General features: G+C 68.8%; 24 protein-coding genes and 1 pseudogene. 11 read left to right on the plus strand and 14 right to left on the minus strand.

Annotation, left to right across the window (positions count from 1 at the left end):
- Positions 1 to 37: 37 nt before the first annotated feature.
- The 3 genes from ACQP2O_RS51355 to ACQP2O_RS51365 all read right to left on the minus strand — a co-directional run bounded on the left by ACQP2O_RS51355 (position 38) and on the right by ACQP2O_RS51365 (position 2,474).
- Positions 38 to 1,489: a recombinase family protein gene (locus tag ACQP2O_RS51355; RefSeq protein WP_433177441.1), complete on the minus strand. Its 1,452-nt coding sequence runs from the start codon at positions 1,487 to 1,489 to the stop codon at positions 38 to 40.
- Positions 1,490 to 1,778: 289 nt separating this feature from the next.
- Positions 1,779 to 2,252, minus strand: coding sequence for an ArsI/CadI family heavy metal resistance metalloenzyme (locus ACQP2O_RS51360; RefSeq protein ID WP_433177443.1), 474 nt, complete (start codon positions 2,250 to 2,252; stop codon positions 1,779 to 1,781).
- 45 nt (positions 2,253 to 2,297) lie between these two features.
- Positions 2,298 to 2,474, minus strand: a complete 177-nt coding sequence (locus ACQP2O_RS51365) for a hypothetical protein (RefSeq protein WP_433177445.1) — start codon at positions 2,472 to 2,474, stop codon at positions 2,298 to 2,300.
- Positions 2,475 to 2,560: 86 nt separating this feature from the next.
- Between ACQP2O_RS51365 and ACQP2O_RS51370 the strand changes: the two genes are divergently transcribed.
- Genes ACQP2O_RS51370 through ACQP2O_RS51385 form a run of 4 tightly spaced genes read left to right on the plus strand, consistent with a single transcriptional unit; the run spans position 2,561 to position 4,631 of the window.
- On the plus strand, positions 2,561 to 2,947 hold the full coding sequence (locus ACQP2O_RS51370) for an ArsR/SmtB family transcription factor (RefSeq protein ID WP_433177447.1): 387 nt from the start codon (positions 2,561 to 2,563) through the stop codon (positions 2,945 to 2,947).
- Entirely contained in the window at positions 2,944 to 3,708 is a 765-nt protein-coding gene (locus tag ACQP2O_RS51375; RefSeq protein WP_433177449.1) for an aquaporin, read from the plus strand. The genes ACQP2O_RS51370 and ACQP2O_RS51375 overlap by 4 nt, the downstream gene beginning before the upstream one ends.
- Before the next feature lie 3 nt (positions 3,709 to 3,711).
- Complete coding sequence (locus ACQP2O_RS51380) at positions 3,712 to 4,131, plus strand: arsenate reductase ArsC (protein ID WP_433177451.1); 420 nt, start codon at positions 3,712 to 3,714, stop codon at positions 4,129 to 4,131.
- A complete protein-coding gene (locus ACQP2O_RS51385; RefSeq protein ID WP_433177453.1) occupies positions 4,128 to 4,631 on the plus strand; it encodes an N-acetyltransferase family protein in 504 nt (167 codons plus the stop codon). Before ACQP2O_RS51380 ends, ACQP2O_RS51385 begins: the two co-directional genes overlap by 4 nt.
- A 59-nt stretch (positions 4,632 to 4,690) precedes the next feature.
- On the opposite strand, the gene ACQP2O_RS51390 is transcribed toward ACQP2O_RS51385, so the two are convergent.
- Together ACQP2O_RS51390 and ACQP2O_RS51395 are read right to left on the minus strand one after the other, a co-directional pair.
- On the minus strand, positions 4,691 to 5,227 hold the full coding sequence (locus ACQP2O_RS51390; protein WP_433177455.1) for a hypothetical protein: 537 nt from the start codon (positions 5,225 to 5,227) through the stop codon (positions 4,691 to 4,693).
- Between the two features lie 28 nt (positions 5,228 to 5,255).
- Positions 5,256 to 5,462, minus strand: a pseudogene (locus tag ACQP2O_RS51395) (DUF6879 family protein); the annotation flags it as partial.
- Between the two features lie 406 nt (positions 5,463 to 5,868).
- On the opposite strand from ACQP2O_RS51395, the gene ACQP2O_RS51400 reads away from it, so the two are divergent.
- On the plus strand, positions 5,869 to 6,615 hold the full coding sequence (locus ACQP2O_RS51400; RefSeq protein ID WP_433177457.1) for a lipase family protein: 747 nt from the start codon (positions 5,869 to 5,871) through the stop codon (positions 6,613 to 6,615).
- A 445-nt stretch (positions 6,616 to 7,060) separates the two neighbouring features.
- Here ACQP2O_RS51400 and ACQP2O_RS51405 read toward each other — a convergent pair whose 3' ends face one another.
- The 5 genes from ACQP2O_RS51405 to uppS all read right to left on the minus strand — a co-directional run bounded on the left by ACQP2O_RS51405 (position 7,061) and on the right by uppS (position 10,974).
- Positions 7,061 to 7,729: a helix-turn-helix domain-containing protein gene (locus ACQP2O_RS51405; RefSeq protein ID WP_433177459.1), complete on the minus strand. Its 669-nt coding sequence runs from the start codon at positions 7,727 to 7,729 to the stop codon at positions 7,061 to 7,063.
- Positions 7,702 to 8,847: a recombinase family protein gene (locus ACQP2O_RS51410; RefSeq protein WP_433191465.1), complete on the minus strand. Its 1,146-nt coding sequence runs from the start codon at positions 8,845 to 8,847 to the stop codon at positions 7,702 to 7,704. Before ACQP2O_RS51410 ends, ACQP2O_RS51405 begins: the two co-directional genes overlap by 28 nt.
- Positions 8,771 to 9,724: a DUF6924 domain-containing protein gene (locus ACQP2O_RS51415; RefSeq protein ID WP_433177460.1), complete on the minus strand. Its 954-nt coding sequence runs from the start codon at positions 9,722 to 9,724 to the stop codon at positions 8,771 to 8,773. Before ACQP2O_RS51415 ends, ACQP2O_RS51410 begins: the two co-directional genes overlap by 77 nt.
- 259 nt (positions 9,725 to 9,983) lie before the next feature.
- Positions 9,984 to 10,178 carry a hypothetical protein gene (locus ACQP2O_RS51420; protein WP_433177462.1) on the minus strand — a complete coding sequence of 65 codons (195 nt, stop codon included), beginning with the start codon at positions 10,176 to 10,178 and terminating at the stop codon, positions 9,984 to 9,986.
- 25 nt (positions 10,179 to 10,203) lie between these two features.
- Positions 10,204 to 10,974: a polyprenyl diphosphate synthase gene (gene uppS, locus ACQP2O_RS51425; RefSeq protein WP_433177464.1), complete on the minus strand. Its 771-nt coding sequence runs from the start codon at positions 10,972 to 10,974 to the stop codon at positions 10,204 to 10,206.
- 83 nt (positions 10,975 to 11,057) lie between these two features.
- Here uppS and ACQP2O_RS51430 point away from each other — a divergent pair, with 83 nt between their 5' ends.
- The 6 genes from ACQP2O_RS51430 to ACQP2O_RS51455 all read left to right on the plus strand — a co-directional run bounded on the left by ACQP2O_RS51430 (position 11,058) and on the right by ACQP2O_RS51455 (position 16,835).
- Entirely contained in the window at positions 11,058 to 11,375 is a 318-nt protein-coding gene (locus tag ACQP2O_RS51430) for a PadR family transcriptional regulator (RefSeq protein WP_433177466.1), read from the plus strand.
- Positions 11,375 to 12,403: a permease prefix domain 1-containing protein gene (locus ACQP2O_RS51435; protein ID WP_433177468.1), complete on the plus strand. Its 1,029-nt coding sequence runs from the start codon at positions 11,375 to 11,377 to the stop codon at positions 12,401 to 12,403. The genes ACQP2O_RS51430 and ACQP2O_RS51435 overlap by 1 nt, the downstream gene beginning before the upstream one ends.
- An 87-nt stretch (positions 12,404 to 12,490) precedes the next feature.
- Positions 12,491 to 13,264 carry an ABC transporter ATP-binding protein gene (locus tag ACQP2O_RS51440; RefSeq protein ID WP_433177470.1) on the plus strand — a complete coding sequence of 258 codons (774 nt, stop codon included), beginning with the start codon at positions 12,491 to 12,493 and terminating at the stop codon, positions 13,262 to 13,264.
- On the plus strand, positions 13,264 to 15,792 hold the full coding sequence (locus ACQP2O_RS51445) for an FtsX-like permease family protein (protein WP_433177472.1): 2,529 nt from the start codon (positions 13,264 to 13,266) through the stop codon (positions 15,790 to 15,792). Before ACQP2O_RS51440 ends, ACQP2O_RS51445 begins: the two co-directional genes overlap by 1 nt.
- A gap of 45 nt (positions 15,793 to 15,837) precedes the next feature.
- Positions 15,838 to 16,299 (plus strand): hypothetical protein, encoded by a 462-nt coding sequence (locus ACQP2O_RS51450; RefSeq protein WP_433177474.1) that lies wholly within the window; start codon positions 15,838 to 15,840, stop codon positions 16,297 to 16,299.
- 272 nt (positions 16,300 to 16,571) lie between these two features.
- A complete protein-coding gene (locus ACQP2O_RS51455; RefSeq protein WP_433177476.1) occupies positions 16,572 to 16,835 on the plus strand; it encodes a recombinase family protein in 264 nt (87 codons plus the stop codon).
- Here ACQP2O_RS51455 and ACQP2O_RS51460 read toward each other — a convergent pair.
- From ACQP2O_RS51460 to ACQP2O_RS51475, 4 genes are all read right to left on the minus strand, one after another.
- Positions 16,757 to 17,212, minus strand: coding sequence for a hypothetical protein (locus tag ACQP2O_RS51460; RefSeq protein ID WP_433177478.1), 456 nt, complete (start codon positions 17,210 to 17,212; stop codon positions 16,757 to 16,759). The genes ACQP2O_RS51455 and ACQP2O_RS51460 overlap by 79 nt on opposite strands.
- Positions 17,213 to 17,599: 387 nt before the next feature.
- On the minus strand, positions 17,600 to 18,433 hold the full coding sequence (locus tag ACQP2O_RS51465) for a class I SAM-dependent methyltransferase (protein WP_433177480.1): 834 nt from the start codon (positions 18,431 to 18,433) through the stop codon (positions 17,600 to 17,602).
- Positions 18,430 to 19,080: a YHS domain protein gene (locus ACQP2O_RS51470; protein WP_433177481.1), complete on the minus strand. Its 651-nt coding sequence runs from the start codon at positions 19,078 to 19,080 to the stop codon at positions 18,430 to 18,432. The genes ACQP2O_RS51465 and ACQP2O_RS51470 overlap by 4 nt, the downstream gene beginning before the upstream one ends.
- A gap of 138 nt (positions 19,081 to 19,218) precedes the next feature.
- Positions 19,219 to 22,320, minus strand: coding sequence for an ATP-binding protein (locus tag ACQP2O_RS51475; protein WP_433177483.1), 3,102 nt, complete (start codon positions 22,318 to 22,320; stop codon positions 19,219 to 19,221).
- Positions 22,321 to 22,413 lie beyond the last annotated feature (93 nt).

The raw sequence follows: 22,413 nt of genomic DNA on the forward strand, positions 1-22,413 counted from the left end.
CAGCCGTCTGGGCCCCTCCATCCAGTGCCACGGCATGTCAGCGTGCGCGGTCGATGGCGATCTTCACCCCCTCCTGAGCGTCCGCCCGCAAGCTGCGGGTTCCGGGGTCGCAGGTCAGCGTGATCTTCTCCTCCCGCAAATGGTCGATGACGTCCTGAGCGCTGGGTGGCGCATGCACGGGATCCGGCTGGACCAGAAGGATGTACAGCGCCGGCAGATGCGCCAGGAGGCGGTTCTCGCGGATATAGAGGTTCTTCGGCCGGTCGGGGTCTGTTTTGGAGGCGCTGGTGTGGCCGTGCCGGCACCGATAGGCGGCCTGGTTGTTCGACCAGCACGACTCCATACGGCGCCTGCAGATCCCGCAGCGCAGCAGCCCTGCCAGCTGGTAACAGCGGTCCGGGTCCGGGTTGCCGCGCGGAGTACGGATGTCCTGGACCGCGACGAAGTCGGCTTCGCTGACCAGCGCCGGGTGCACAGGCCGGGCGGAGATCACCCAGCCATCTGGCAGGTTCCACCGCTGCACCTGCCGATACCCCAGCCCGGTGTTGGCCGGATCGAGCAGATCATGTTCGCTGGGTTGGCGGTTCCACACCTGCCGACCGGTGTAGCGCGGGTTGGCCAGGATGCTCCGCACGGTGGTGTGCGTCCACTCCCGGCCCGAGCGGTGGGCGTTACGCTCCGGATCGGCCGCCGACGGACACGGGATCTCCACATCATTCAACGCGCGAGCGATCCGGGCCACACTGTGACCGGCCAGCCGCTGAGCAAAGATCCACTTCACGATCGGCGCGGTTTCCGGGTCCAGTTCCAGCCGGTGAGCGCGCCGCCCCCACGCGGCGTGTGCACGGTTCGGATGCGGACCAGCGTCGACCAGCTGATAGCCGTAGGGTGGCCGGCCGCCCAGGTACCGGCCTTGCTCGCGGGCCTGGGTGGCCATCGCCGTGGTCACCCTGATCCGGGTTCGGGTGATCTCCCGCTTGGACTGAACGCCCAGCGAGGTCATGAGCTGTTCGTGGTCTTCGGCTTCGAAGTCGATCCGGCCGCCCGCCTCCGGCATCCACAACTGCACGCCGTAATGCTCGAACAACGGCGCCATCAGGCTGAACTGGTTGCCGTAAAACGCCCGCTCGTACTCCCCCACCACGATCGCATCGAATGCGCGATCCGGGTCCGCCATCGCCGCCACCAGCGCCGCGGCTTCCGGCCGCCGCGCCCACGGCAGCACCCGGCTCTGCCCCACATCGAAGAACTCCGCCACGATCCGCCCATGCCCGCCGACCAGCACGCCAGCCTGATCCCGCTGCCGCGCCCACGAGGATTCCGGATCTTGGCGGTCCTCCGTCGAGACCCGTCCATAGAAAGCGAACCGCAGCCCGCCCGGACGCGGCTTCGCCGCCGGGTGATTTGCTGAGCGCTCAGCCCAGGCCAGCAGCGTGTCGCCACCCGCGTCCCGCCCCGTCGCCAGCGATACAGTCCGCACAGTCGGCATGGCGCGCCTCTCCTGCTTCAGCCGAGATATCCCTCGTTTTCAGCATCCGACATGTCACAGATCCACATATGACGAACGACGAAATCACCCGCAACCTGCAATCAATTCATGCTTACAAATGGCTAGATTTAGCCGTTTTTAGTATTCGAAAATCAGCTGCGAAGTAGGAGTCTGGGCACCGTCGGTGAGCACATGGGGCAAGCTTCTCTGCGCCTTGGCAACCGGACCCGAGCGGTGGCCGCGTCCGTGGACGCGGCCACCGCATCGACCGGGTCGGGTGCCGTGCGCGTCAGCTGCAGCAGGTACTTCCGGTGACGGCCGCGGCAGGGGCCTGCTTGGTGGGGGTGCCACAGACGCATCCGGCGGTGGTGGGAGCGGCGCTCTTGCCGAGGGTGTCGGCGTCGGCCTTGACCGCATAGACCTCCCAGGGCTCCTGGCCCGGGCCGTGGACCCAGACCTTGTCCTGGAGGGCGTAGCAGCAGGAGGTGTCGTTCTCCTCGAACGCGGCCAGGCCGGCCTCCTTCAGCCGTTCGGCCGCGGCGGTGACCTGGGTGGTGTCCTCGACCTCTACGCCGAGATGGTCCATCCGGGTCGTCTCGCCGGCCTCACCTTCGATCAGTACGAGCTTGAGCGGCGGCTCGGTGATGGCGAAGTTGGCATACCCAGGACGACGCTTGGCCGGTTCGGTGCCGAACAGCTTGGAGTAAAAGGCGATCGAGCCTTCCAGGTCGGCGACGCGCAGGGCGAGTTGGACACGGGACATGACTTCCTCCTCAGGGCGAGAACGGTTCTGGATGAGCTGATTCGGTCAAAGGCGGTAGCCGAGGCTTGTCGCCAGAGCAGCGGTCCGAGCCCGGTCCAGGCGGGCGTCGCTGCGGCAGACGTCGTCGCAGACCTCACCCGTGGCATCGGTGAACGTCACCGCGCCGCGGACCTCGAGGGCGCGCTTGCTCCGGCGGGCCAGGGCAGGGAATCGGCGCATCATCACGAGCCCTCCTGATTCGATGAATATCTAATCAATGCATCGGTGTCACCTTGCACTCTTGCCTAGACAGATGTCAAATTAGAGACATGTCGAAGCAAGAGTTGCCGCTGATCAACGCAGCCGCAGTCGATGCGGACGCGTGCTGCGCGCCGCTGGTGTGTGAGCCGTTGGACACGGCGGAGGCCGAGGAGCTGGCGCCATTGTTCAAGGCGATCGGGGACCCGGTGCGGTTGCGGCTGTTGTCCCTGATCGCCTGCCATGAGGGCGGCGAGGCGTGCGTGTGCGACCTGACAGCGGCGTTCGAGTTGACCGCCCCGACCATTAGCCACCACTTGAAGGTGCTCAAGCAGGCCGGGCTCATCGATTCGGAACGGCGCGGCACCTGGGTGTACTACTGGATCAACCCAGGCGTGTTGGCTCGGATGTCGGCGCTGCTGGGCCCGCGTGCCGCCGCGATGGCGGGCACGCCGTGACGGCAGCGTTGTGGCGGCGGGCGCTCGCTGAACTCGTGGGCACCGGGGCGCTGGTCGCCGTGGTGGTCGGCTCCGGAATCCAGGCCACCGAACTCTCCCGCGACATCGGCGTGCAGCTGCTGGCCAACGCCCTGGCCACCGTCTTCGGCCTGGGCGTGCTGATCGCGCTGCTCGGGCCGGTCTCCGGCGCGCACTTCAACCCGGTGGTCTCCCTCGCGGCCTGGTGGACCGGTCGCCGCGACGCCGAGGGCCTGACCCTGCGGGAGGTCGCGGCCTACCTGCCCGCCCAGATCATCGGTGCCATCGGCGGCGCGGTCCTGGCCGATGCGATGTTCGCCCGGCCGCTGGTGCGCTGGTCCACCCACGACCGGTTCGCCGGTCACCTGTGGCTCGCCGAGGTCGTGGCGACCGCCGGCCTGGTCGCGTTGATCTTCGGCTTGGCCCGTACCGGGCGCGCGCACCAGTCGCCGGTGGTGGTGGCCTCCTACATCGGGGCGGCGTACTGGTTCACCTCCTCCACCAGCTTCGCCAGCCCCGCCGTGACCATCGGCCGCGCGTTCACCGACACCTTCGCCGGCATCGCCCCCGCCTCGGTACTGCCGTTCATCCTCGCCCAGCTTCTCGGCGGTGCACTCGGCCTGGCCGCAGTCACCGCGCTGTTCGGCCGCTCCTCCTCCTCGGGCACCGACGCGGTGATCGTTCCCCACGACCAGCGACTCACCGATCCGCCCGCTCAACCACTCCTCACGGAAGCGCCCTGACCCATGAGCACTCCCACCGTCCCGTCCGTGCTGTTCGTGTGCGTGCACAACGCCGGGCGCTCGCAGATGGCCGCCGCGTTCCTCACCCACCTGGCCCCTGGCAAGGTCGAGGTTCGCTCGGCCGGGTCCGCCCCGGCCGAGGAAGTGAACCCGGCCGTCGTCGCGGCCATGCGCGAGGTCGGCATCGACATCTCCGCCGAGACCCCCAAGGTCCTCACCACCGAGGCCGTACGGGCCTCCGACGTGGTGATCACCATGGGCTGCGGGGACACCTGCCCCGTCTTCCCCGGCAAGCGCTACCTGGACTGGCAACTCGAGGACCCCGCCGGCCAAGGTGTCGACGCCGTCCGCCCGATCCGCGACGAGATCGAACGCCGCATCCGCGGCCTGCTGGCCGACCTGCAGATCCAGGCGCCCGCGTGACCGCTCCCGCGGTCCACATCACGGCGATGCTGCCCGAGCACGCCGACCAGGTCCTGGCCATCTACCAGCTCGGCATCGACAGCGGCCACGCCACCTTCGAGACCACCGCCCCCACCTGGGAAGCCTTCAACGCCTCCAAGCTGCCCGAACACCGCCTGGTCGCCGTCGACGAGCACGGCCAGGTGCTGGGCTGGGCCGCCGTGGTGCCGGTCTCCGACCGGTGCGCCTACGCCGGCGTGGTCGAGCACTCCGTCTACGTCCACCCCGACGCCCAAGGCCACGGAATCGGGCATGCCCTGCTGAAGGCCCTGCTCGCCTCCACCGACGCCGCCGGAATCTGGACCGTCCAATCCGGCGTCTTCCCCGAGAACACCGCCAGCCTCGCCCTCCACGCCAAGGCCGGCTTCCGCATCATCGGCACCCGGATGCGCATCGGCCGCCACCACGACCGCTGGCGCGACGTCGTCCTCATCGAACGCCGCAGCCCGACCGTGCTGTAGCCCTCATCCCGGGCAGTCTCCGCCCGGGATTCGCGGCACTTGGTGCAGTCAACAGTGCTTCACCGCACCGGTGGTTCGGCGGCCTGTCCGGGCGGCGCGCCAGACGGAGTCTCGACCTGGTCGGTGGATCTGTCGACTCGCCGCCGGCTGAGCCAGCTGATCTCCTCAGTCTTCTGCGAGCCGGGCGGATGCAACGTCAAACGCCGCACGTCCCGGCTCAGTAGCGGGGCCAGGTTGGCGATGGCAAGGAGAATTCCGCACCCCACAAGCGTGGCGCGTACACCAGTCGCACCGGTGACCGGCGCTACCAGCAGATATCCGACGGGCGCCAACGAGATCTCGGCGATCCCGGCCCAGGCGGCCACGCGCCCCCGCTGGGCGGCAGGGATGTGCCGTTGGATCGCGGTCTGCCACGCGATCGAGGCGACGCTGAGCCCGCCGGCGGCCACGGCCACCGCACCCATCACAACCGGCAACGGCGCGCCGGCAGCCATCAGCAGGTCGGGCAACGCGAGCGCGGCGCAGCCGAGGGCAGTTGGCCCATCCGGCGTGCCGGGGCCGCCACAGCAGCCAGCGGGCTGGGAGCCCTTCACCACCAGCTACGACCTCACGACGAGCAATGGATCAACGACGCCCCCCACGGGAGCAGGTGTCTTGCTGTACACATCCAGCCATTTCTTCCCACTCCCCGGCGGAGGAACCTCGGTCCTCTGCATCGGCAAGGGAATGAAAAAGCCGGAAGTACTGCATTTCCCAATGAAGGTAGGGCGTGATTGGACGCTCGACCACTCGACGCCGTCGCGACTCGACCCCAAGCCTGCGGTCTTCAGCTACCTGGCGTGCGAAAAGAAGGTCAAATCCAGCACTAAGAAGAACCTAAGTATCCAAACTTCGCCAGTCGCCAACCTGCATAGATATGGTACATAGAGGGCAAAAACTCGCGAACTCAGCAGTAGTACCGAACTGGAGTGGTAGATAGAAACCAGTTGGAGTTAACCATGCCGAGCAGACTTCGGAGGCTCGAATAAGGAATCTGGTTCAGATCTGCAGGGAAAACGCTCGGACCGCCAAGAAAAGGCGTGGCAACAGTTCAACATCGCGCTTTACATTCTTAAATTCCGACACCAAAGAGGTGGTACCGTTGTCCACAATAACTGAGTCACAGCTCAAATTTCCTCCTGGCTATGACATAAGCATCGCCCAAATTTGTTCTTCTATCGTCAACATAGCCCATACTATGGGTGAACAATGGATCACCGACGGAAGGCCTAGCCGCGACAAGTTTTTCTGGAATTCCACGGACAGTTGCATTTACACCAAGAAGGCATGGGATCGATGGAGGTCTCAAAACCTCTTCTGGAGCACCTTCACCCCCGCAATTAAAGGCGAACCATTTGCCGTATCTGCCGTCTGGTCCAACGATAACACGAACTATCTGGCCTTTCGCGGGTCTCAAACAACCGATGATGCCCTCATGGACGCCAAGGCCGACTTGGTGACCTATACTCCACCGGCAGGCTCGCCCATTAAAGACATCCAGGTGCACCATGGGTTCTACGACGTCTTCAACGGTCTTGACCCGTCCTTGAATGATCTGTTGTCAGGAATCGCCAGGAGCCGCGGAAAGCTCGTCGTGACCGGGCACAGTCTCGGTTCGGCCCTGGCGACCTTGACCGTACCGCTGGCATGCGCCGCCGGAATACCTAGCGCGAACATCTTGCATTACAACCAGGCCAGCCCCCAGGTCGGGAACTCGAACTTCCAGGCCTATTACAACGGCTTGGGCGTAAAGACATTCCGGCTGGTGAACACCTACGACGCGGTGGCAGCGTATGTGGCGGTTGGCGTCGAGGCCCCGTTCGGTGCCGGCTACCCGACCGAGAAGGAACGCCATAACCCCTGCTGTTCGTACTCCTACGCCCTGTTCAACCCCGACGCGCCCTACAACCCGGACATTGATAAATGCATGCCCCCGAGTGTCTGACCAGGTAGCTGGGGCACCAGTCCTCACAAGTTCACGCTGAACCGCCTACCGCGCAACAGCTACCGGATCCAGGCGTCCGGCGGGCCCGGGGGCCCTGCTCGCGGGTTTGGGTGGCCATCGCCGTGGTCACCCGGATCCGGGTCCGGACGATCTCCCGCTTGGACTGGATGCCCAGCGAAATCATCAATCGCTCGTGCTCTTCAGCTTCAAAGTCGATCCGGCCACCATCCTCCGGCATCCATAACTGCACACCGCAATGCTCGAACAACGGCGCCATCAGACTGAACTGGCTACCGTAAAACGCCCGGATCCGAGACCGTCGTCGACGCCACCACGGGAGCCCTTCGCGGAACCGTTCCCGTCGGTGGTGAGGCCGGCAACGTCGCCTACGACCCCGCCACTCGCCAGATCCTCGTCGACGTCCAGACCCGCAACACCCTCACGGTCATCGATCCGGTCCGCCCCACCGACATCCGCCGCATCCGTTGGAGGTGACCCCCAGTATGTGCACGCGGCGCGTCTGGATCTCCATGACGAACAAGACGTACAGGCGCTTGAGGAACACGGTGTCAACGTGCGCGAAGTCGCACGCCAAGATGCCGGAGACTTGGGCGGCCAGGAACTGCCGCCAGGTTGGTGACGCCCGGCGCGGGGCTGGTCCCAGCCCGGTCGCGGCCAGGATCCGCCGGATGGTGCCTTCCCCGATCCGATGACCGAGACCGAGCAGTTCACCTCGTATACGCCGGTGTCCCCATCGTGGATTCTCCTGGGCCAACCGGACCACCAGATCCCGCAGCTCAGCTGAGATCGGCGGGCGTCCAGCCCGGTTCGGGTAAGCCCAGCGCCTGGTGACCAGCCGACGATGCCAGGACAACAACGTGCCCGGCGTCACGATCCGATGGAGCCGAAGCCGCTTGGGCAGCAGTTGTGCCAGTGCGGCCAGCAGCGCCCGGTCGGCCCAGTCAGGTCGCGGCCGGGCGACCTGACGGCGCAAGACGGCGACCTCATGACGCAGCACCAAGATCTCCACCTCCTTGGAGGCGTCGCTTCGCATGAGGAGCGTCAACCAGCCGAACAACCGGACCATCAGCAGGTACAGGAGACGTAGAAACACGGGCGCTGAGCGTAGAAGGCCAGGTCAGATGCCGTGGACGAGTTATGGCACCGCACACGCCCTCGCCGACGCCACCGGGCCCGCAGGCGATCCGGCCGAGACGGCACCCGACCAGGTGCCCCCGCCGCCCGACGGACTGCTGGATGCGCGAGGCCAGCCGCGTTGCATGGTGGCGCGGACCGCTGAACGGTATGAGATCGTGCAGAAGCTGGTGGCCGAGGGCCGCCGCCGGAGACGTAGACGATGGCCTTGACGTGGGAGCGGCGACTGGCGGCGATGGGCCACCACTTGCGATCGGTGTCGCGTTGCACCTGCCCGCTGGCGCCGGTCTCGCCGAGACGCCGATTGCTCCCGTCGAGTTTGGTTGTGTTGCGGTAGACGATGAGGGCGCAGTCGCGGCCTTCGTGGTGGGCGGTGAGGTGCCGGTAGAGAGTGGGGCGGGAGACATGGAAGGCTTCGGCGATCCCCTCGACGGTGTGGGTGCCGTCGTCGTACATCCGCTGTGCCTGGTCGAGCTGCCGCTGGGTGAGTTTGGGGCGGCGGCCGCCGACGCGGCCGTGCGAGCGGGCGGCGGCCAGGCCATCCATGGTGTTGGCGACGATGAGCTCACGCTGTAGTTCCGCGAGGACCGACAGAATGCCGAACATGGCGCGGCCTTCCATGGTGGCGGTGTCGATGCCCTGCTCGATGACGTGCAGGCTGATGTCGCGGGCGCGTAGGTCGGCCCCGAGGTTGATGAGGTGCTGGACGGAGCGGGACAGGCGGTCCAGCCGCGTGATCTTCAACGTGTCGCCAGGCCGCAGCAGTGAGATGACCTGATCGAGTTGCGGGCGCGAGGCCTTCGCACCGCTTGCTGTGTCGGCGAAGATGCGCTCGCATTCGACACCGGCCCGCACCAGCGCATCGATCTGGTGATCGAGGTTCTGGTCGGCGGTCGAGACCCGCGCGTACCCGTACAGCGCAGTGCCAGCGTTACGCGCGATGGTGACCGCCGCCCCTGCCGTCCGATGCTCATAGCAGCGGGCTGCATCGCATGCCCGTTCAGGAGCCCTCCCACCACGCCTCCGTGTCCTGCACGGCGACGAACTCGTGGAAGTCCATGTTGGCGATCTCCAGATTGCACGCCATCGATCCGACCATGCGGCAGGGAAGGACGGCGGGCTGCCCCGGGGTGTCGTACAGGTCGACAACGGTCAGCGGTCGGCCGGACTCGGCAAAGGTCCGGGCGTCGGCGAGCACGACCAGCCTGGTGTGCTCCTCGGTGTGCTCCTTGGGCGGCGGGACCAGCGCCGGGACCTGACCGGGCAGCAGGCCCTCGAAGGCCCGGTCGTCCACGACCAACGCCGTCAGCGGATAGTGCTCCACGTCGATCTCGTCCGGGTCCAGGTCTGCGCCGACCCAGCCATCCCCGTCGGCCCCGCCCAGCTCGTCGAGCAGGGCGCGCCAGCCCTCCTCGTCGTCGAAACAGGTACGGACCAGCAGTTCCCCGGCGGGCAGTGCCGGAAAGGACCGGTGTAGTGGCGTAGTCGGCGCGGGGAAGGCCGGCCGGCCGCCGTCCCCCTGGTACATGCCGTACACATCCATGTCGCGCACCAGGTAGTCGAACTCGAGTGTGCCGTCCAGCAGGGCGGCCAGGATCTCGCCGAGCCGGGCTGAGGGGACCCGGACGCCGCGCCCGGGTATCGCCGCCAGGTCCACCAGCAACGGCCCGTCCCCGTATGCCACCGGAATGTCCGCCAAGACGACGACCGGCGGCACCAGGCCGCCGTCCGCGACAAGCGCCGGGGCGTTCCCGCCGTGCAGGAAATCCCACCCGCAGTCCTCGACCGGTCGCAGCCGCACCGCGCTGTCCCCGACAACGAGGACATCGCCTTCCCGGCGGCCCCCGATCTCGTCAAGCAGCCCGCCCCACCGTGCCATGCCGCGCTCGTCGTAGCACGTACAGAGCAACAGCACCTCACCGGGCTCCGGCCGGGGAAGTTCGGGAAAGGACATGACTCTCCTCCGAAAGGCTCTGCGGTCGTCTCGTTGGATCACGGGCGTGTGCGGGGGGACCGTGGTGTGGGTCAAGGGGTCAGGCCGAGCTGACACAGCTGCGCGGGGCGCAGTGGCCGCCAGCCGGTGTGATCTCCGGGAACGACCGCAGCTGCTCCAGTTGCTCCTCGGAGAACATCTTCTCTGACACCGGCCACCCCGCCGCTTGACCTGTACAAGCAGGATCAGAACGTAGCGGCAGAGATCATCAACCCGCGAATCAGGGGCCCTGGGCGAGTAGTTCGGGCCGTACCTTCGGCGGGTGGGTGGCCTGGCGGCGCCGGTCGCCGGTCTGCCCTGCGGCGGCCAGCACCCGGTACATAGTGCGGATACTGCACAGGTCGGTGCCTTCGTCCAGCAGCGTGGCCCACACCTGGGCCGGCGCCTTGCCGCAGAACCGCGGCAAGTTCAGCACCGCCAGCAGCTGCTCGTGGACTTTCTCAAGCGCCGTAGCGCCGTTGCCGGGCGGCGAAGCTGCGCAGCGCCCGCAGAAAGTCGATCTCACGGAACGCGGGCCAGTTGGCCTCGCAGAAGTACAGCTCCGAGTAGGCGCTCTGCCAGAGCAGGAAGTTCGACATCCGCTGTTCGCCGCTGGTGCGGATGATGAGGTCCGGGTCCGGCTGTCCTGCCGTGTAGAGGTGCCGGGCGATGTCGTCCACCGTCAGGGCCTGTGCCACGTCGGCCAGGGACTCGCCGGCCTCGCCTCGCTCGTGCAGGTGCTCACGGAGGGCGTCGATCACCTCCTGCCGGCCGCCGTAACCGACGGCCAGCGTGACGTGCGCGCCGGTCGCGCAGTCGCGGGTGGCCTCCACGGCGTCCTTCAGCGCACGGGCCGTCGTATCGGGCAGCGCGTCGAGCATGCCCGCGACGTGGACCCGCCAGCGGGCGTCCGGGCGGCCGAGCCGGTCGGCCACCATCCGCTCGATGACCTCCATGAGGAAGGCGACCTCGGCGTCACCGCGGTTCTGCAGGTTCTCCGTCGAGCACAGGAACACGGTGGCGTGCTTGATCCCCACTGCCTCGCACCAGGACAGGACGTTCTCGGCGTGCTCGGCGCCGTACTTGTGCCCGAGGCTCGGATTCTCCAGGCCCATCTGCCGGGCCCAGCGGCGGTTGCCGTCCATGATCAGCCCGACGTGCTCAGGGAGTGGGCCGTTCGCGACCTGCCGGCGCAGACGGCGAGCATAGAACGCATGAAGAAGGGCGGTCATCAGGCGCCTTTCGTTCGATGACGGCCGCCCGGTGTTGGCCGTCGCTTGATACCTAGACAATCTAGGCCCTAGAGTTTCTAGGTATGGACGCCGTACGTGGACACCTGGACGGCCTGGTGCTGGCGGTGCTCGCCGCGGGCCCGGCGCATGGATACGGGCTGATCGACCTGCTCCGAGAACGAAGCGGAGGATTCTTCGAGCTTCCCGAGGGATCGGTCTATCCGGCGCTGCACCGCCTTGAGCGGTCGGGGCTGATCGAAAGCAGCTGGTCGGCGGAGGAGGGCCGGCGACGCCGGGTCTACGCGCTGACCGCTCGGGGACGGCGGGCCGTCGACGAGCGGCGCCGAGAGTGGCGGTCGTTCTCGGCGGCGGTCAACGCCATCTTCGGAGAGGGGACCTGATGATGCACGAGCCGATGCGCGACTATGTCTGCGATCTGCTGAGTGGGCTGCGTGTCGGCGCCGGTCGACGGCGCCGGATCGCCGCCGAGGTCTCGGACCATCTGACGGAGCTGATCGATGAGGAGCGGCGTCGCGGGGTCCCTCTCGAAAAGGCGGCCGAGCGTGCGCAGGTGCGCTTCGGCGATCCGCGTGCACTCGCCGCCGAGTTCAACGCCGACATCGCCCGGCACTCGCTGAATCGGGCGGCGTGGGCACTGGTCGGCTGCGTCACGGTGGCGTTCGCGGCGGCGGGCTTGGCCCTGAAGGGCACGCCGCCCGCGCGGCCGTGGCCGTCGCCGTCGCTCTTTTATACCGTCCCTGACCTGCTGGTGCAGATCGCGATCGTTTGTTGTCTGAACGGCCTGTTCCTGGCCGTGGTGGCACCCTGGCTACGCGGCACCGCACTGGCCGGACGACCGGCGAAACTGGCCGGCCGCAGCCTCGCCACGGCCGCCGTCGCGTTGATCCCGGTGGCGGTGGTGGCCGCCGGCAACCTCGGGCCCTCTGTGCCGTTCCCCGAACGCCTGCTGCTGGCGGTGGTCACCGTCGGAGTCCCGGTCGCCGCGTACGCCGCGCTCAGGGCCGCCGGACGGGCATCCTGGCTAGGGTCGGCCCGAGACGGTGAGAACACTCTCGACGTGATCGCCGCAGTGTGCCGTGCGTCGGCCGACCGCGTGCCTTATGGGGGCCGGGTCGTCCAGTCCGCCGAGTCGCTGTGGCGGACGGCGTACCGCAGGGCGCCGCGGCTCATGCGCTGGCTCGATCTGCGCCGCCACCCGTGGCGCGCGGCGGCCACCGCGTCGGTGGCCGCAGGCCTCGGGCTCAAGGCACCGGACCTGCTCATCGGCGACCCCGACCTCATCGATGCCGCCCTCGAGGCGGTGGCGGTGTTCGTCTGCTTCACCGCGTTCGGCGGCCTCCTCGGTCTGCGCAATGGCCGACCGGCCAGCGCGCCAGAGCCCGAGCGCGCGCCGCTGCTCACCACCTGAATCCTCCCGAACATCCCCTGCCCCGCCTGCGGGCCGGCACTGCATCCGCCGGTCCGCCGGTCGAGCCATGCCGAAAACAGGAGAACCATGCCCGGCTCACCTTCTTCACCGACCCTCACGACCACCGCAGCCATCAGCGCGGTCGGGCTGTCCCGCCGCTACGGTGAGGGGCCGACCGCCGTCGACGCGCTGCGAGACGTGGATCTGACGGTCCCGGGGGGATCCTTCACCGCCGTCATGGGCCCGTCGGGCTCCGGCAAGTCGACGCTGCTGCACTGCCTGTCCGGGCTCGACACCGCGACCGGCGGGCAGGTCTTTCTCGGCGACGTCGAGATCACTCGCATGGGCGAGCGCGAGCTGACCCGGCTCCGCCGTGAGCGGATCGGGTTCGTGTTCCAGGCGTTCAACCTGCTCCCGTCGATGACCGCCCGGGAGAACATCCTGCTGCCGCTGCAGCTCGCCGGACGGCGCGCCGACCCAAGCCTGCTGGAGAACATCGTGGGCCTGCTCGGGCTGACCGAACGCCTCGATCACCGCCCGGCCGAGCTGTCCGGCGGACAGATCCAGCGGGTCGCCGTCGCCCGCGCGCTGATCACCGAACCGCAGGTCATCTTCGGCGACGAACCGACCGGCAACCTCGACCGGCGGTCGGGGACGGAACTGCTGCGCCTGCTGCGCCGGTGCGTGGCCGAGCTCGGTCAGACAGTCGTGATGGTCACCCACGATCCGGCGGCCGCCGCGCACGCCGACCGGGTGCTGTTCCTCGCGGACGGCCGCATTGCGGGGGACCTGGCCGGGCCGACGCTGCCAGCGGTCCTCGACCGGCTCGACGCGCTCGAGGAGAACGGAGTGGAGCGGTGATGCGCATCATGACCGTGCTGCGCCGGGGAATCGCCGCGCGCCGGGTCCGTACCGCCACGACGACGACGGCGATAGCGGCCGCCGTAGCGTTCCTGTCCGGCACATACGTGCTCACCGACACCATCGACGCGGGCGTTCACCACTCGGCGGCCCAGGCGGCCGGGGGCATGTCCGCGATCGTCACCGACGCGAACGGGTTCGGCAGGTCGTTGCTGGGCGGCGCGCCGACGCTCCATTCCGACCTGGTCTCGAAGGTCCGGCAGGTAGCGGGGGTGAGCGCTGCGGAGGGCATCACCTCCGGGTACGCCATGCCCCTTGACGAGCACGGCCACGCCATCTCCTCATCCGCTGCCGTCGGCGTCTCCGTCCCCACCGACCCGAGGCTGCGTCAGTTCACCCTCCGCGATGGGCATTGGCCGCGCGGCGCGGATGAAGTCGTCGTCGACGCCACCACCGCGGGCAGTCTCCACCTGGCCCCGGGCCGTACGCTGCGGGTCGCGCTGACCGGCGGAACGCGGACGTTCACCGTCAACGGCGTCATCGGATTCGGATCGGCCGGAACCGTCGCCGGCGTCAGCATCGTCGGCTTCACCCCCGAGGCAGCACCTGAGCTGCTCGGCACCGGCGGACGATACGCCGCCGTCGAGGCGGCGGGCGAGGCGGGGCTCTCGGCGACCGCTCTCGCGCGCCGGATCAAGACGGCGGTGGGGGCCGCCTACACCGTACGGACCGGGACCCAGCAGGCCGACCAGCTGGCCGGCGGCATCTCCGGAGCGGCTTCGGTGATCGGCGCCATCCTGGGCGCCTTCGCGGTGATCGCGCTCATCGTCGCGACGCTGCTGATCGCCAATACCTTCACGATCACCGTGGCGCAGCGTACGAGGGAACTCGCCCTGTTGCGCTGCGTTGGGGCAAGCCGAGGCCAGACGGCACGGCTCGTGCTCGCGGAGGCCGCCGCGATCGGGCTGGCCGGTGGCGTCGCCGGCCTGTTCGGCGGAATCGGCCTGGCCTCCGGCCTGCGCGCTGCCCTCGGCGCCATGGGGCTCCCGCTGCCCGCCACGGCACCGGTCCTGCGGACGCACACCGTCGTCGCTTCGCTGGTCGTCGGCGTCGGCGTGACCGTGGTCGCGGCCGGTGCCGCCGCACTGCGGGCGTCCCGCTCGCGTCCCCTGGCCGCGCTGTCCGCCGACCTGACGACCACAGGCACCCGCCCGCCCGGATGGACGCGCCGGATCGTCGCGACGGGCGTCCTCCTCGCGGGGGCCCTCGTGCTCGTCACGGCCTCGGGGAAGGGGCCCGTCGCGTTGGGCGCACTGGCGCTCCTCTTCGGCGCGGGCCTGGCCGGGCCCATACTCGTACGGCCGCTCACCGCTCCGGCGCGCCGCCTGCTGTCGGCCGCCGCAGGCGTCTGCGGACGCCTGGCCGACCGGCAGATGCTGCGCAACCCGCGCCGGGTCGCCGGCACCGGGGGAACGCTCGCCGTCGCGGTCGCCACCGTCTCCATCGTCGCCACACTCGCGGCGACCACCTCCTCCAGCCGCGCGGTCGACGTACGGCGCTCGCTGCGCGCCGACTACGTCCTCAGCACCGCGCCAGGGACGGGCGCCGGGCTGGACCCGGCGCTGACCGGCCGGATCGCGCGATCACCCGGTGTCATCTCGGCCTCCGGGATGCCGTGCGGCACCTTCCAGGCGCCCGGCGTCTCCGACAAGCTGTGCGGCATCGACCCGGCCGCCTATCCGCGGCTCGTCGATCCGCACGTGAGCGCCGGAACCCTCACCGACCTGACAGCTGACACGATGGCGGTCAGCGCCACCGTGGCCGCACGCACCGGCTGGCACCTCGGCCAGACGATCCCCATCACCTACCCGACCGGCGGCCCCCGGCCGGTGCGCATCGTCGCCCTGTACGAGTACGACCAGGTCGCCGGCGCCTACCTCATCCCCCTCGCCGACTACAGACGTGGCTACCCGCCCGCCCAGCAGACCGACCAGACGATCCTCGTCCGGGCCGCCGAGGACGCCCGGCACCAGGTCCGTGCCGAGCTCACCGCGCTGCGCGCCGACTACCCGCAGGCGTTCCTCGACGACAGGACCGGTTACAGCCACCGAGTCGCCTCGGGCATCGACCTGGTCGCCACCATGATGACCGGCCTGCTGGCCCTGAGCCTCCTCATCGGCCTGATCACCGTCGCCATCGCCCTGGCCCTGAGCGTCCTGGAGCGCACCCGCGAGATCGGGCTGCTCCGCGCCGTCGGCGCCGAAGCTCGCCAGATCCGCACCATCATCCGGGTCGAAGCGCTCACGACCGTCGTCACCGGATCGCTCACCGGACTGGTGCTGGGCCTGTCGATCGGCTGGCCGCTCGCCCGGGCCCTGGAGGGACGCGTCCTCGGTCCGCCCGGAGTCCCGGTGGCGCTTCTAGCCGCCGTTCTTCCCGCCGCCGTCGCCGCGGGCCTCCTCGCCGCCGCCGTCCCTGCACGCCGCGCCTCGCACCTAGGCGTCCTCACCGCCCTGCACACCGAATAGCCGATACGAAAACAAGGGACCACCGCCATGCCGCACCCAATGATGATGACCGCCGCCGCGCTGCTGTTCGTCGGCGTACCCGCAGCCGATACGACCACCACCGCCCCTCCCACGTCGTCCGCGTACGCGGTCTCGGTCAGCCTCCGAACCGGCGGCACAACACTCAACGCGCACGGATTCGCCGATACCGTCCATCAGACCGCCGAGCTCACCACCCGACTAACCGACGGGCGTGACGGTGAGATGCGCGTCGTCGCCGGCCGGGTCTACGTCCACCTGGGTCAGCGCGCGCCGTGGCTATCCATCGACCCGGTCGCGCTCGGCATACCTATCGAAGCCATCTGGAGATCCGCCCCCGCGCGGCACTTCACGCTAAGGATCGGGACCCGGTCCGCCACCACGCTGACGATCGACCTCGCTCCAACGACGACCCACCCGGTTCCGGTGCCACCCGGAGCCGTCGACATCACCAGCTACGCGCGTGAACTCACGGCTTTCGCCCACTGATCACGGTCGCTCTAGTAGTGAGCCGGTCTGGTGCCGGGCGACCCGCAGTAGACGGGCACCGGACCGGCGGTGGATGTCCGTCGGCGCGTTGCGAATGACAAGAAGCGTTCTGACCGGCCCGGCCAACCCGAGCGGTTACCGCGCAGCGTACGTGGAAGAGTCGTCCTCTGCGAGAGGTGAAGCGAGCGCACCGGCGAGGCCAGCGTCTGCAGCACAGCAGCCCCGCCAACCGGTAACAGCGATCCGAGTCCGGGCTACCGCGCGGAGCACGGATGCTCTGGACCGCGACGAAGTCGTTTTCGCTGACCAGCGCCGGGTGCGCCGGCCGGGTGGAGATCACCCAGCTATCGGGCAGGTTCCACCGCTGCACGTCAGCGGCCGATCCGAAGCGCAACGCCCACCGCTCGGGTCGAGAGTGGACACACACGACGGTGCGGAGCATCTTGGCCAACCCTCGTTACACCGGTCGGCAGGTGTGGAACCGCCAACCCGCCGAACATGATCTGCTCGATCCGGCCAACACCGGGTTGGGGTAGCCGTAAAACGCCCGCTCGTACTCCCCCACCACGATCGCATCGAATTCGCGATCCGGATCTGCCATCGCCGCCACCAGCGCCGCGGCTTCCGGCCGCCGCGCCGACGGCAGCACGCGGCTTTGGCCCACATCGAAGAACTCCGCCACGATCCGCCCATACCCGCCGACCAGCGCACTGGCCTGAGCCCGCTGCCGCGCCCAGGAGGTTTCCGGATCTTGATGGTCCTCCGTCGACACGCGCCCGTAGAAAGCGAACCGCAACCCGCCTCCGCGCGGCTTCGCCACCGAGCACTGCCGCGAGCGCGCCCAGGCCAGCAGCGTTTCGCCACTCGTGGCCCAGTCCGGTTCCAGCGGTTCAATCCGCGCGGATGCTGCCATAGCCCGCCTCCTGCAGAAGATGGGGCAGAACTTGGATTTCCAGCATCCGACACCCACAGGAGCCATGCGGGAAAAACAACCAAATACACACACGATGCGGCCAACTTGTACTACTATTACCTAAACATTAGTATTGCGTCATTTTAAGCAACCATCATTCCTTTTCCGCGATTTTTGGCTTCGGTAGCTCGCCATTCAGTGGACCTCATAGGGCTTGTTCCTCGCGCACCGCTCCTTCGACGCGACCGATGAGCACCTCGAACTGTGAGCCGCCATGAGATCCGGCCTCGGGTTGTCTCACGCTGGGTGTTCGTATGAGAGACCGGCGGCCGGGCAGATTCGTTATCCCTCGCCCAAGGCTCCCGGATTGCGGTCGAACAGCGCGGGTCAGGCGGTCCGGATCGCGGTGTGCAGCCACCCTGCGGCGGGCAGCCGTACGACGTCGGTGTCGGCAAAGGGACGGAGAGCGGCCGCAATGGCGGTGTGGGCTCGGCTCAGCGCCTTGTCACCCGCGCCTCGGACGAAGGCGCGCAGGTTGCCGTTGAGTAGGAGGGCGGCGGCGTCGGGTGCGGTCGCGTGGATCGTGCTGGCGAAGTCGAACGATACGGCTGTCTGGCTCTGGAATCCTGCTGTGGTCAGGATGTCGCGTACTTGGTCGGGGTCGGTGAAGGCGGCCACACCGGGGGCCTGGGCGGCCAGGTTCGGGGTAATGCCAGCGTCCAGCAACGCCTCGAAGACGGGGTTGTGCTGGGGATTGCCGTGGCAGACGAACACGAGGCGTCCGCCTGGTTCGAGCGCGCTGGCGATGTTGGCGAATGCAGCGATCGGATCGGCGAAGAACATCACGCCGGCTCGGCTGATGGCCATGTTGAACGCCCCGGCCGGGAACCGGTGCACCTGGGCGTCGCCGAACTCAAAGGTCACGTTGGGCAGGTTCTCCTCGGCCGTGCGGCGTCGTGCCAGGTCCAGCATCGGCTTTGAGATGTCGATGCCGGTCACGTGGCCACGGTCGGCGCGGTGGGCGGCCAGGCGGGTGGTCTGGCCGGTGCCGCAGCCGATGTCGAGGATCCGGTCATCTGCTGTGATGGCGGCCGCAGCGAACAGGCGCTCGGTGAATCCGCCTGCCATCGTGTCGTAGCGGTCGGCGTTGTGGACCCAGTGGGCGGCGTCCTCGCCGTTCCACTGCTCGGCCTGGTCGGCGTTCGGGGCGGTGGAGGTCACTGGGACACGTCCTCGGTCAGTTTGTCGGCGAAGTGGCGGCGGCAGCCGGGGCTGCAGAAGCCGTAGGTCGTACCGTCGTGTTCCAGAGTGGCCACCATGTCGCTGGCGACCATGCCGCACACCGGGTCGAGGAGCAGATTGGGATCGTCCGGGAGCGGGGTGTCGATCTTGGCGTCGCTGATCATCGCTATGAGCGCCGATTCGCCGACGACTCGGCCGAACACCCCGTACCCGCCCTCCGATACGCCGATGACGTGCACCTCGACGCACGGCTCGCGATAGCACCGCTCAGGTTCGGGGTCGGTCTGCGAGAGCGCTCGGGTGATGCTCGCTATGAGGAATGCGCTTATCGCCTTGCGCCAGGGGCCGGGCACGTAGACGCGCACCACGTAGCGCGGTCGCTCGGCCGGACCCAGCGGACGCCCGTCGACGATCCAGGTGCCGATCTCGTGCACGACGACATGGTTGATCGAGTCCAGGAAGTCCAGCACTCCGGGATTGGCGCTGGACGCCTCGCTGGCGCCGATCACGTCACGGATGGCGTCCACGTGGGTCAGCAGTTGCTTCATGGTGAGCCGCTCGGCAAGCCGTCGCAGCTGTGCGGCGTTGTACGTCCCGCGTGGGACGAACAGCTCAAGGAACATCATCCTCCGAAGCCTCCTGCGTGGTCGAGTCGACGCTGGTCGGGCGCATCGAACGGGCTGAGACCACACCATGGCCCGGTGGTCTGTCAGATGACTCTCAGCCGAGTCTCAGCCGACTGCCGGGAGACTGCTGGGCGACGGTCAGTGCATCAGTCGGCCGGCGATGGCGGCGAGTGCGTCGTCACGGCCGAGGCGCCGTCCGCGGTCGTAGGCGGCCTGGTATGCATCCGGGTCGAGCGTGGTTCGCAGTTCGTGGCTGAGCCTGCGGACGTCCAGGTTGCTTGTGGCAGGGGCGCCGCGCAACGCGTGGGCCGCACCCAGCACGCAGGCGGCGTCCTTGGCGGCTCCGCGTCGCAAGGTGAGTTCCGCCACGCCCACCGCGACCTCCGCCACCATCGGCATGTCCGGCATCGAGGAGGCCAGCGTGAGCGCCTCCCGCAGGCGGAGCCCGGCGGTATGGAGATCGCCGCCGACCACGGCCAGCCGTCCTTGGCTCAACCGCAGCAGCGCGTCGTTGAAGCCATCGTCACCCGGGTGTCCGGCGGCCAGGTCGATCTGGATCGCGGCCTCGGCCGGCTCACCACGGTGCCGAGCCAGATCGGCCAGGAAAAGCCGGGCCTGCACCTCGACGAGGCTCGGTACTCCCTCATTGAGGATCGCCAGCAGTTCGGCGTGCGCCGCCGCTGACTGTCCGATCTGGGCATGCAGCATGGCCAGCCAGGTGCATTGAAAATGATCGGCGCCGCCCAGGTCCTGGATCAGCGTGATCGACTCCTCCAGCGCCGAGACGGCCGCGTGGACATCGTCGGCCATGCCCTCGGCGAGCCCGAGATAGGTCAGCGAAGTGGCCAGCCCCCAGCGTTCCCCGGCGTCGCGAAAGGCCGCTGCTGCTGCCGCCAGGTCCCGCCGCATCCTCGCCGTGTCTCCGCCGGCGCCGGTCAGTAGCGCGTGGGCAAGAGCCAGCATTCCCCGTTGCCAGGGATCCGGCGGCGGTTGTCGCTGGTCGATCGCGGTGAGGCCGGTGCGAATGTCGTTGTCGATCAGCGCCAGCAGTGCCGCCGCCAGCGTCGCCGCCGGTTCGCCGACATCGCCCTCCGAGAACTCGGCGACCGCTTCAGCCACTGAAGTGACCGCACCCATGTCCGGTGCGCGCCCGGCGAGTACCGTGTGGAACAGGTACTGCGCCGCCACCTGGATGCTCGCCGCAGCCGGGGCCGTTCCCCGGACGGTCAGCGCGGTGTGCAATCGGTCTGCGGTCTCGGTGTGGCCGTCCCGGATCGCCCAGAACAGGCCGAGCGCGGCGCCCAACCTCCTGGCCGTGGCGGCATCCCCGACATCGGCCGCGAAGTTCAGGGCGGAGAGCAGGTTGTCCTGCTCCGCTGTCAGCATGGCGAGCCGGGGCAGCTGGCCGGCACCGCGCAGGTGCGGCGACGCGCGTTCGGCAAGCTCGAGAAAGCAGGCCGCGTGCGCGGCGCGCACCGAGTCGGCCAGACCGCTGTCGGCGAGCCGCTCCAGGGCGTATTCGCGGATCGTGGCCAGCATCCGGTACCGCTCGCCCACCAGGTGTAGCAGGGACTTGTCCACCAGCGTGTCCAGCGTCTCCCACGGGACCCCCACGCGCTCGGCGGCCTCGGCGGTGAACGAGGACGGGAAGACCGCCAGCCGAGCCGCCTGCACACGCTCCGCGTCGGTCAGCAGATCCCAGCTCCAGGCCACCACCGCCCGCAGGGTCCGATGCCGCTCCGGTGCCGAACGCGCCCCTGCGGCCAACACGCGGAAGCGGTCGTCGAGACGGGCCGTGAGCTGCCGGAGCGTCATGGCCCGCAACCGGGCGGCGGCCAGCTCTATCGCCAGCGGCAGCCCGTCCAATCGCCGGCACACCTCGGCCGCTTCGACGGCCGCGTCCTCGGTGAGCACGAAGTCGGGGCGTACTGCCGTCGCGCGGTCGGCGAAGAGCCGTACCGCCGGGTTGTCCGCAGCTGGGACGCCCGGCTCCGGCAGCGGCAGCGGCGACACCGGGCACAGCCGCTCGCCGGCGACACCGAGGGGTTCGCGGCTGGTGGCCAGCACCCGCAGGCGCGGGCACCGGGCGAGCAGCTCATCGACGAGATCCGCGGCGGCCTCGACCACATGCTCGCAGTTGTCCAGCACAAGCAGTGCCTCGCTGTGCGCCAGCACCTCGATCAGGCGGCGCATCGGACCACGCGACCCGGCCGAGGCATCGGGCATACCGACCTCGCGTGGCCCCAACGCGGCAAGCACGGCCCGCGCGACGTCACCGGCGGCAGCCAGCGGCGCCAGTTCGACCAGCCACACCCCGCCATCGACGCGGTCGGCGATCCCGTCGGCGAACACGGTCGCCAACCGTGTCTTGCCTACGCCTCCCGGGCCGACCAGGGTCACCAGGCGGCCTTCTCGCAGCCGCGCATGAATCCGCGTCAACTCCTCAGCACGTCCGATGAAACTCATCAGCGGCGCGCGCAGGTTGCCCTTCGGCCGGCCCCTCTCTGGCCGGTCACCGCGCAACACGGCCAGGTGCGCCTGCCGCAACTCCTCACCGGGATCACAACCCAGTTCGTCGGCCAGCCGACGCCGGACACTCTCGTATGCGGCCAAGGCCTCCGCAGGCCTGCCGTCGGCGTCCAGCGCCCGCATCAGCAAAGCGTGCAGGCGTTCGCGCAATGGGTACGTCGCGGTCAACTCGGTCAACTCGGCCACCAAGGACGACGCCGGCTCCCGTGCCAGATCGGCCTCCACCCGATTCTCGACCGCGGTCAGCCACAGCTCTCGCAGCCGGACACCGACGGCCACCGCGTACGGCGCGTCCATCACGTCGATCAACGGCTCGCCCCGCCACAACGCCAGCGCCTCCCCCAACCGGTGCCGCGCCAGTTCGGCCTCCCCCGCCCGCAACGCCCGCCGGCCATCGCCGGCCAACCGCTCGAACAGACAGGCGTCCACCGCGTCCGGCGGCAGGTCGAGCTGATACCAACCGCTCCCAGACCGTACGATCTGCCCGCTCGGAAGCGTCTGCCGCAGCCGCCACACCAGCGACTGCAACGCAGCCGCCGGATCGACCGGAGCCACCTCCGGCCACAGCGCATCCACCAAAGAGTCCACGGTGACCGGGTGCCCGACGTCCACCGCGAGCCGGATCAACAGCGCCCTCAGCCGTCCGCCGCCGATCTCCACCATCTCGTGGCCGGCGGCCACCTCCAGTGGCCCGAGTATCGACACCCGCATACCAACACCCTGCCACGAGCCATGACCCGAAGATCAGCAGAGCTCGTATCAGAACGAACAGGCCACACGCACGGCCCCGGCGAGCGGAGAACG

It is taken from the genome of Actinoallomurus sp. CA-150999 (assembly GCF_050942425.1).
Taxonomy (GTDB): domain Bacteria; phylum Actinomycetota; class Actinomycetes; order Streptosporangiales; family Streptosporangiaceae; genus Actinoallomurus.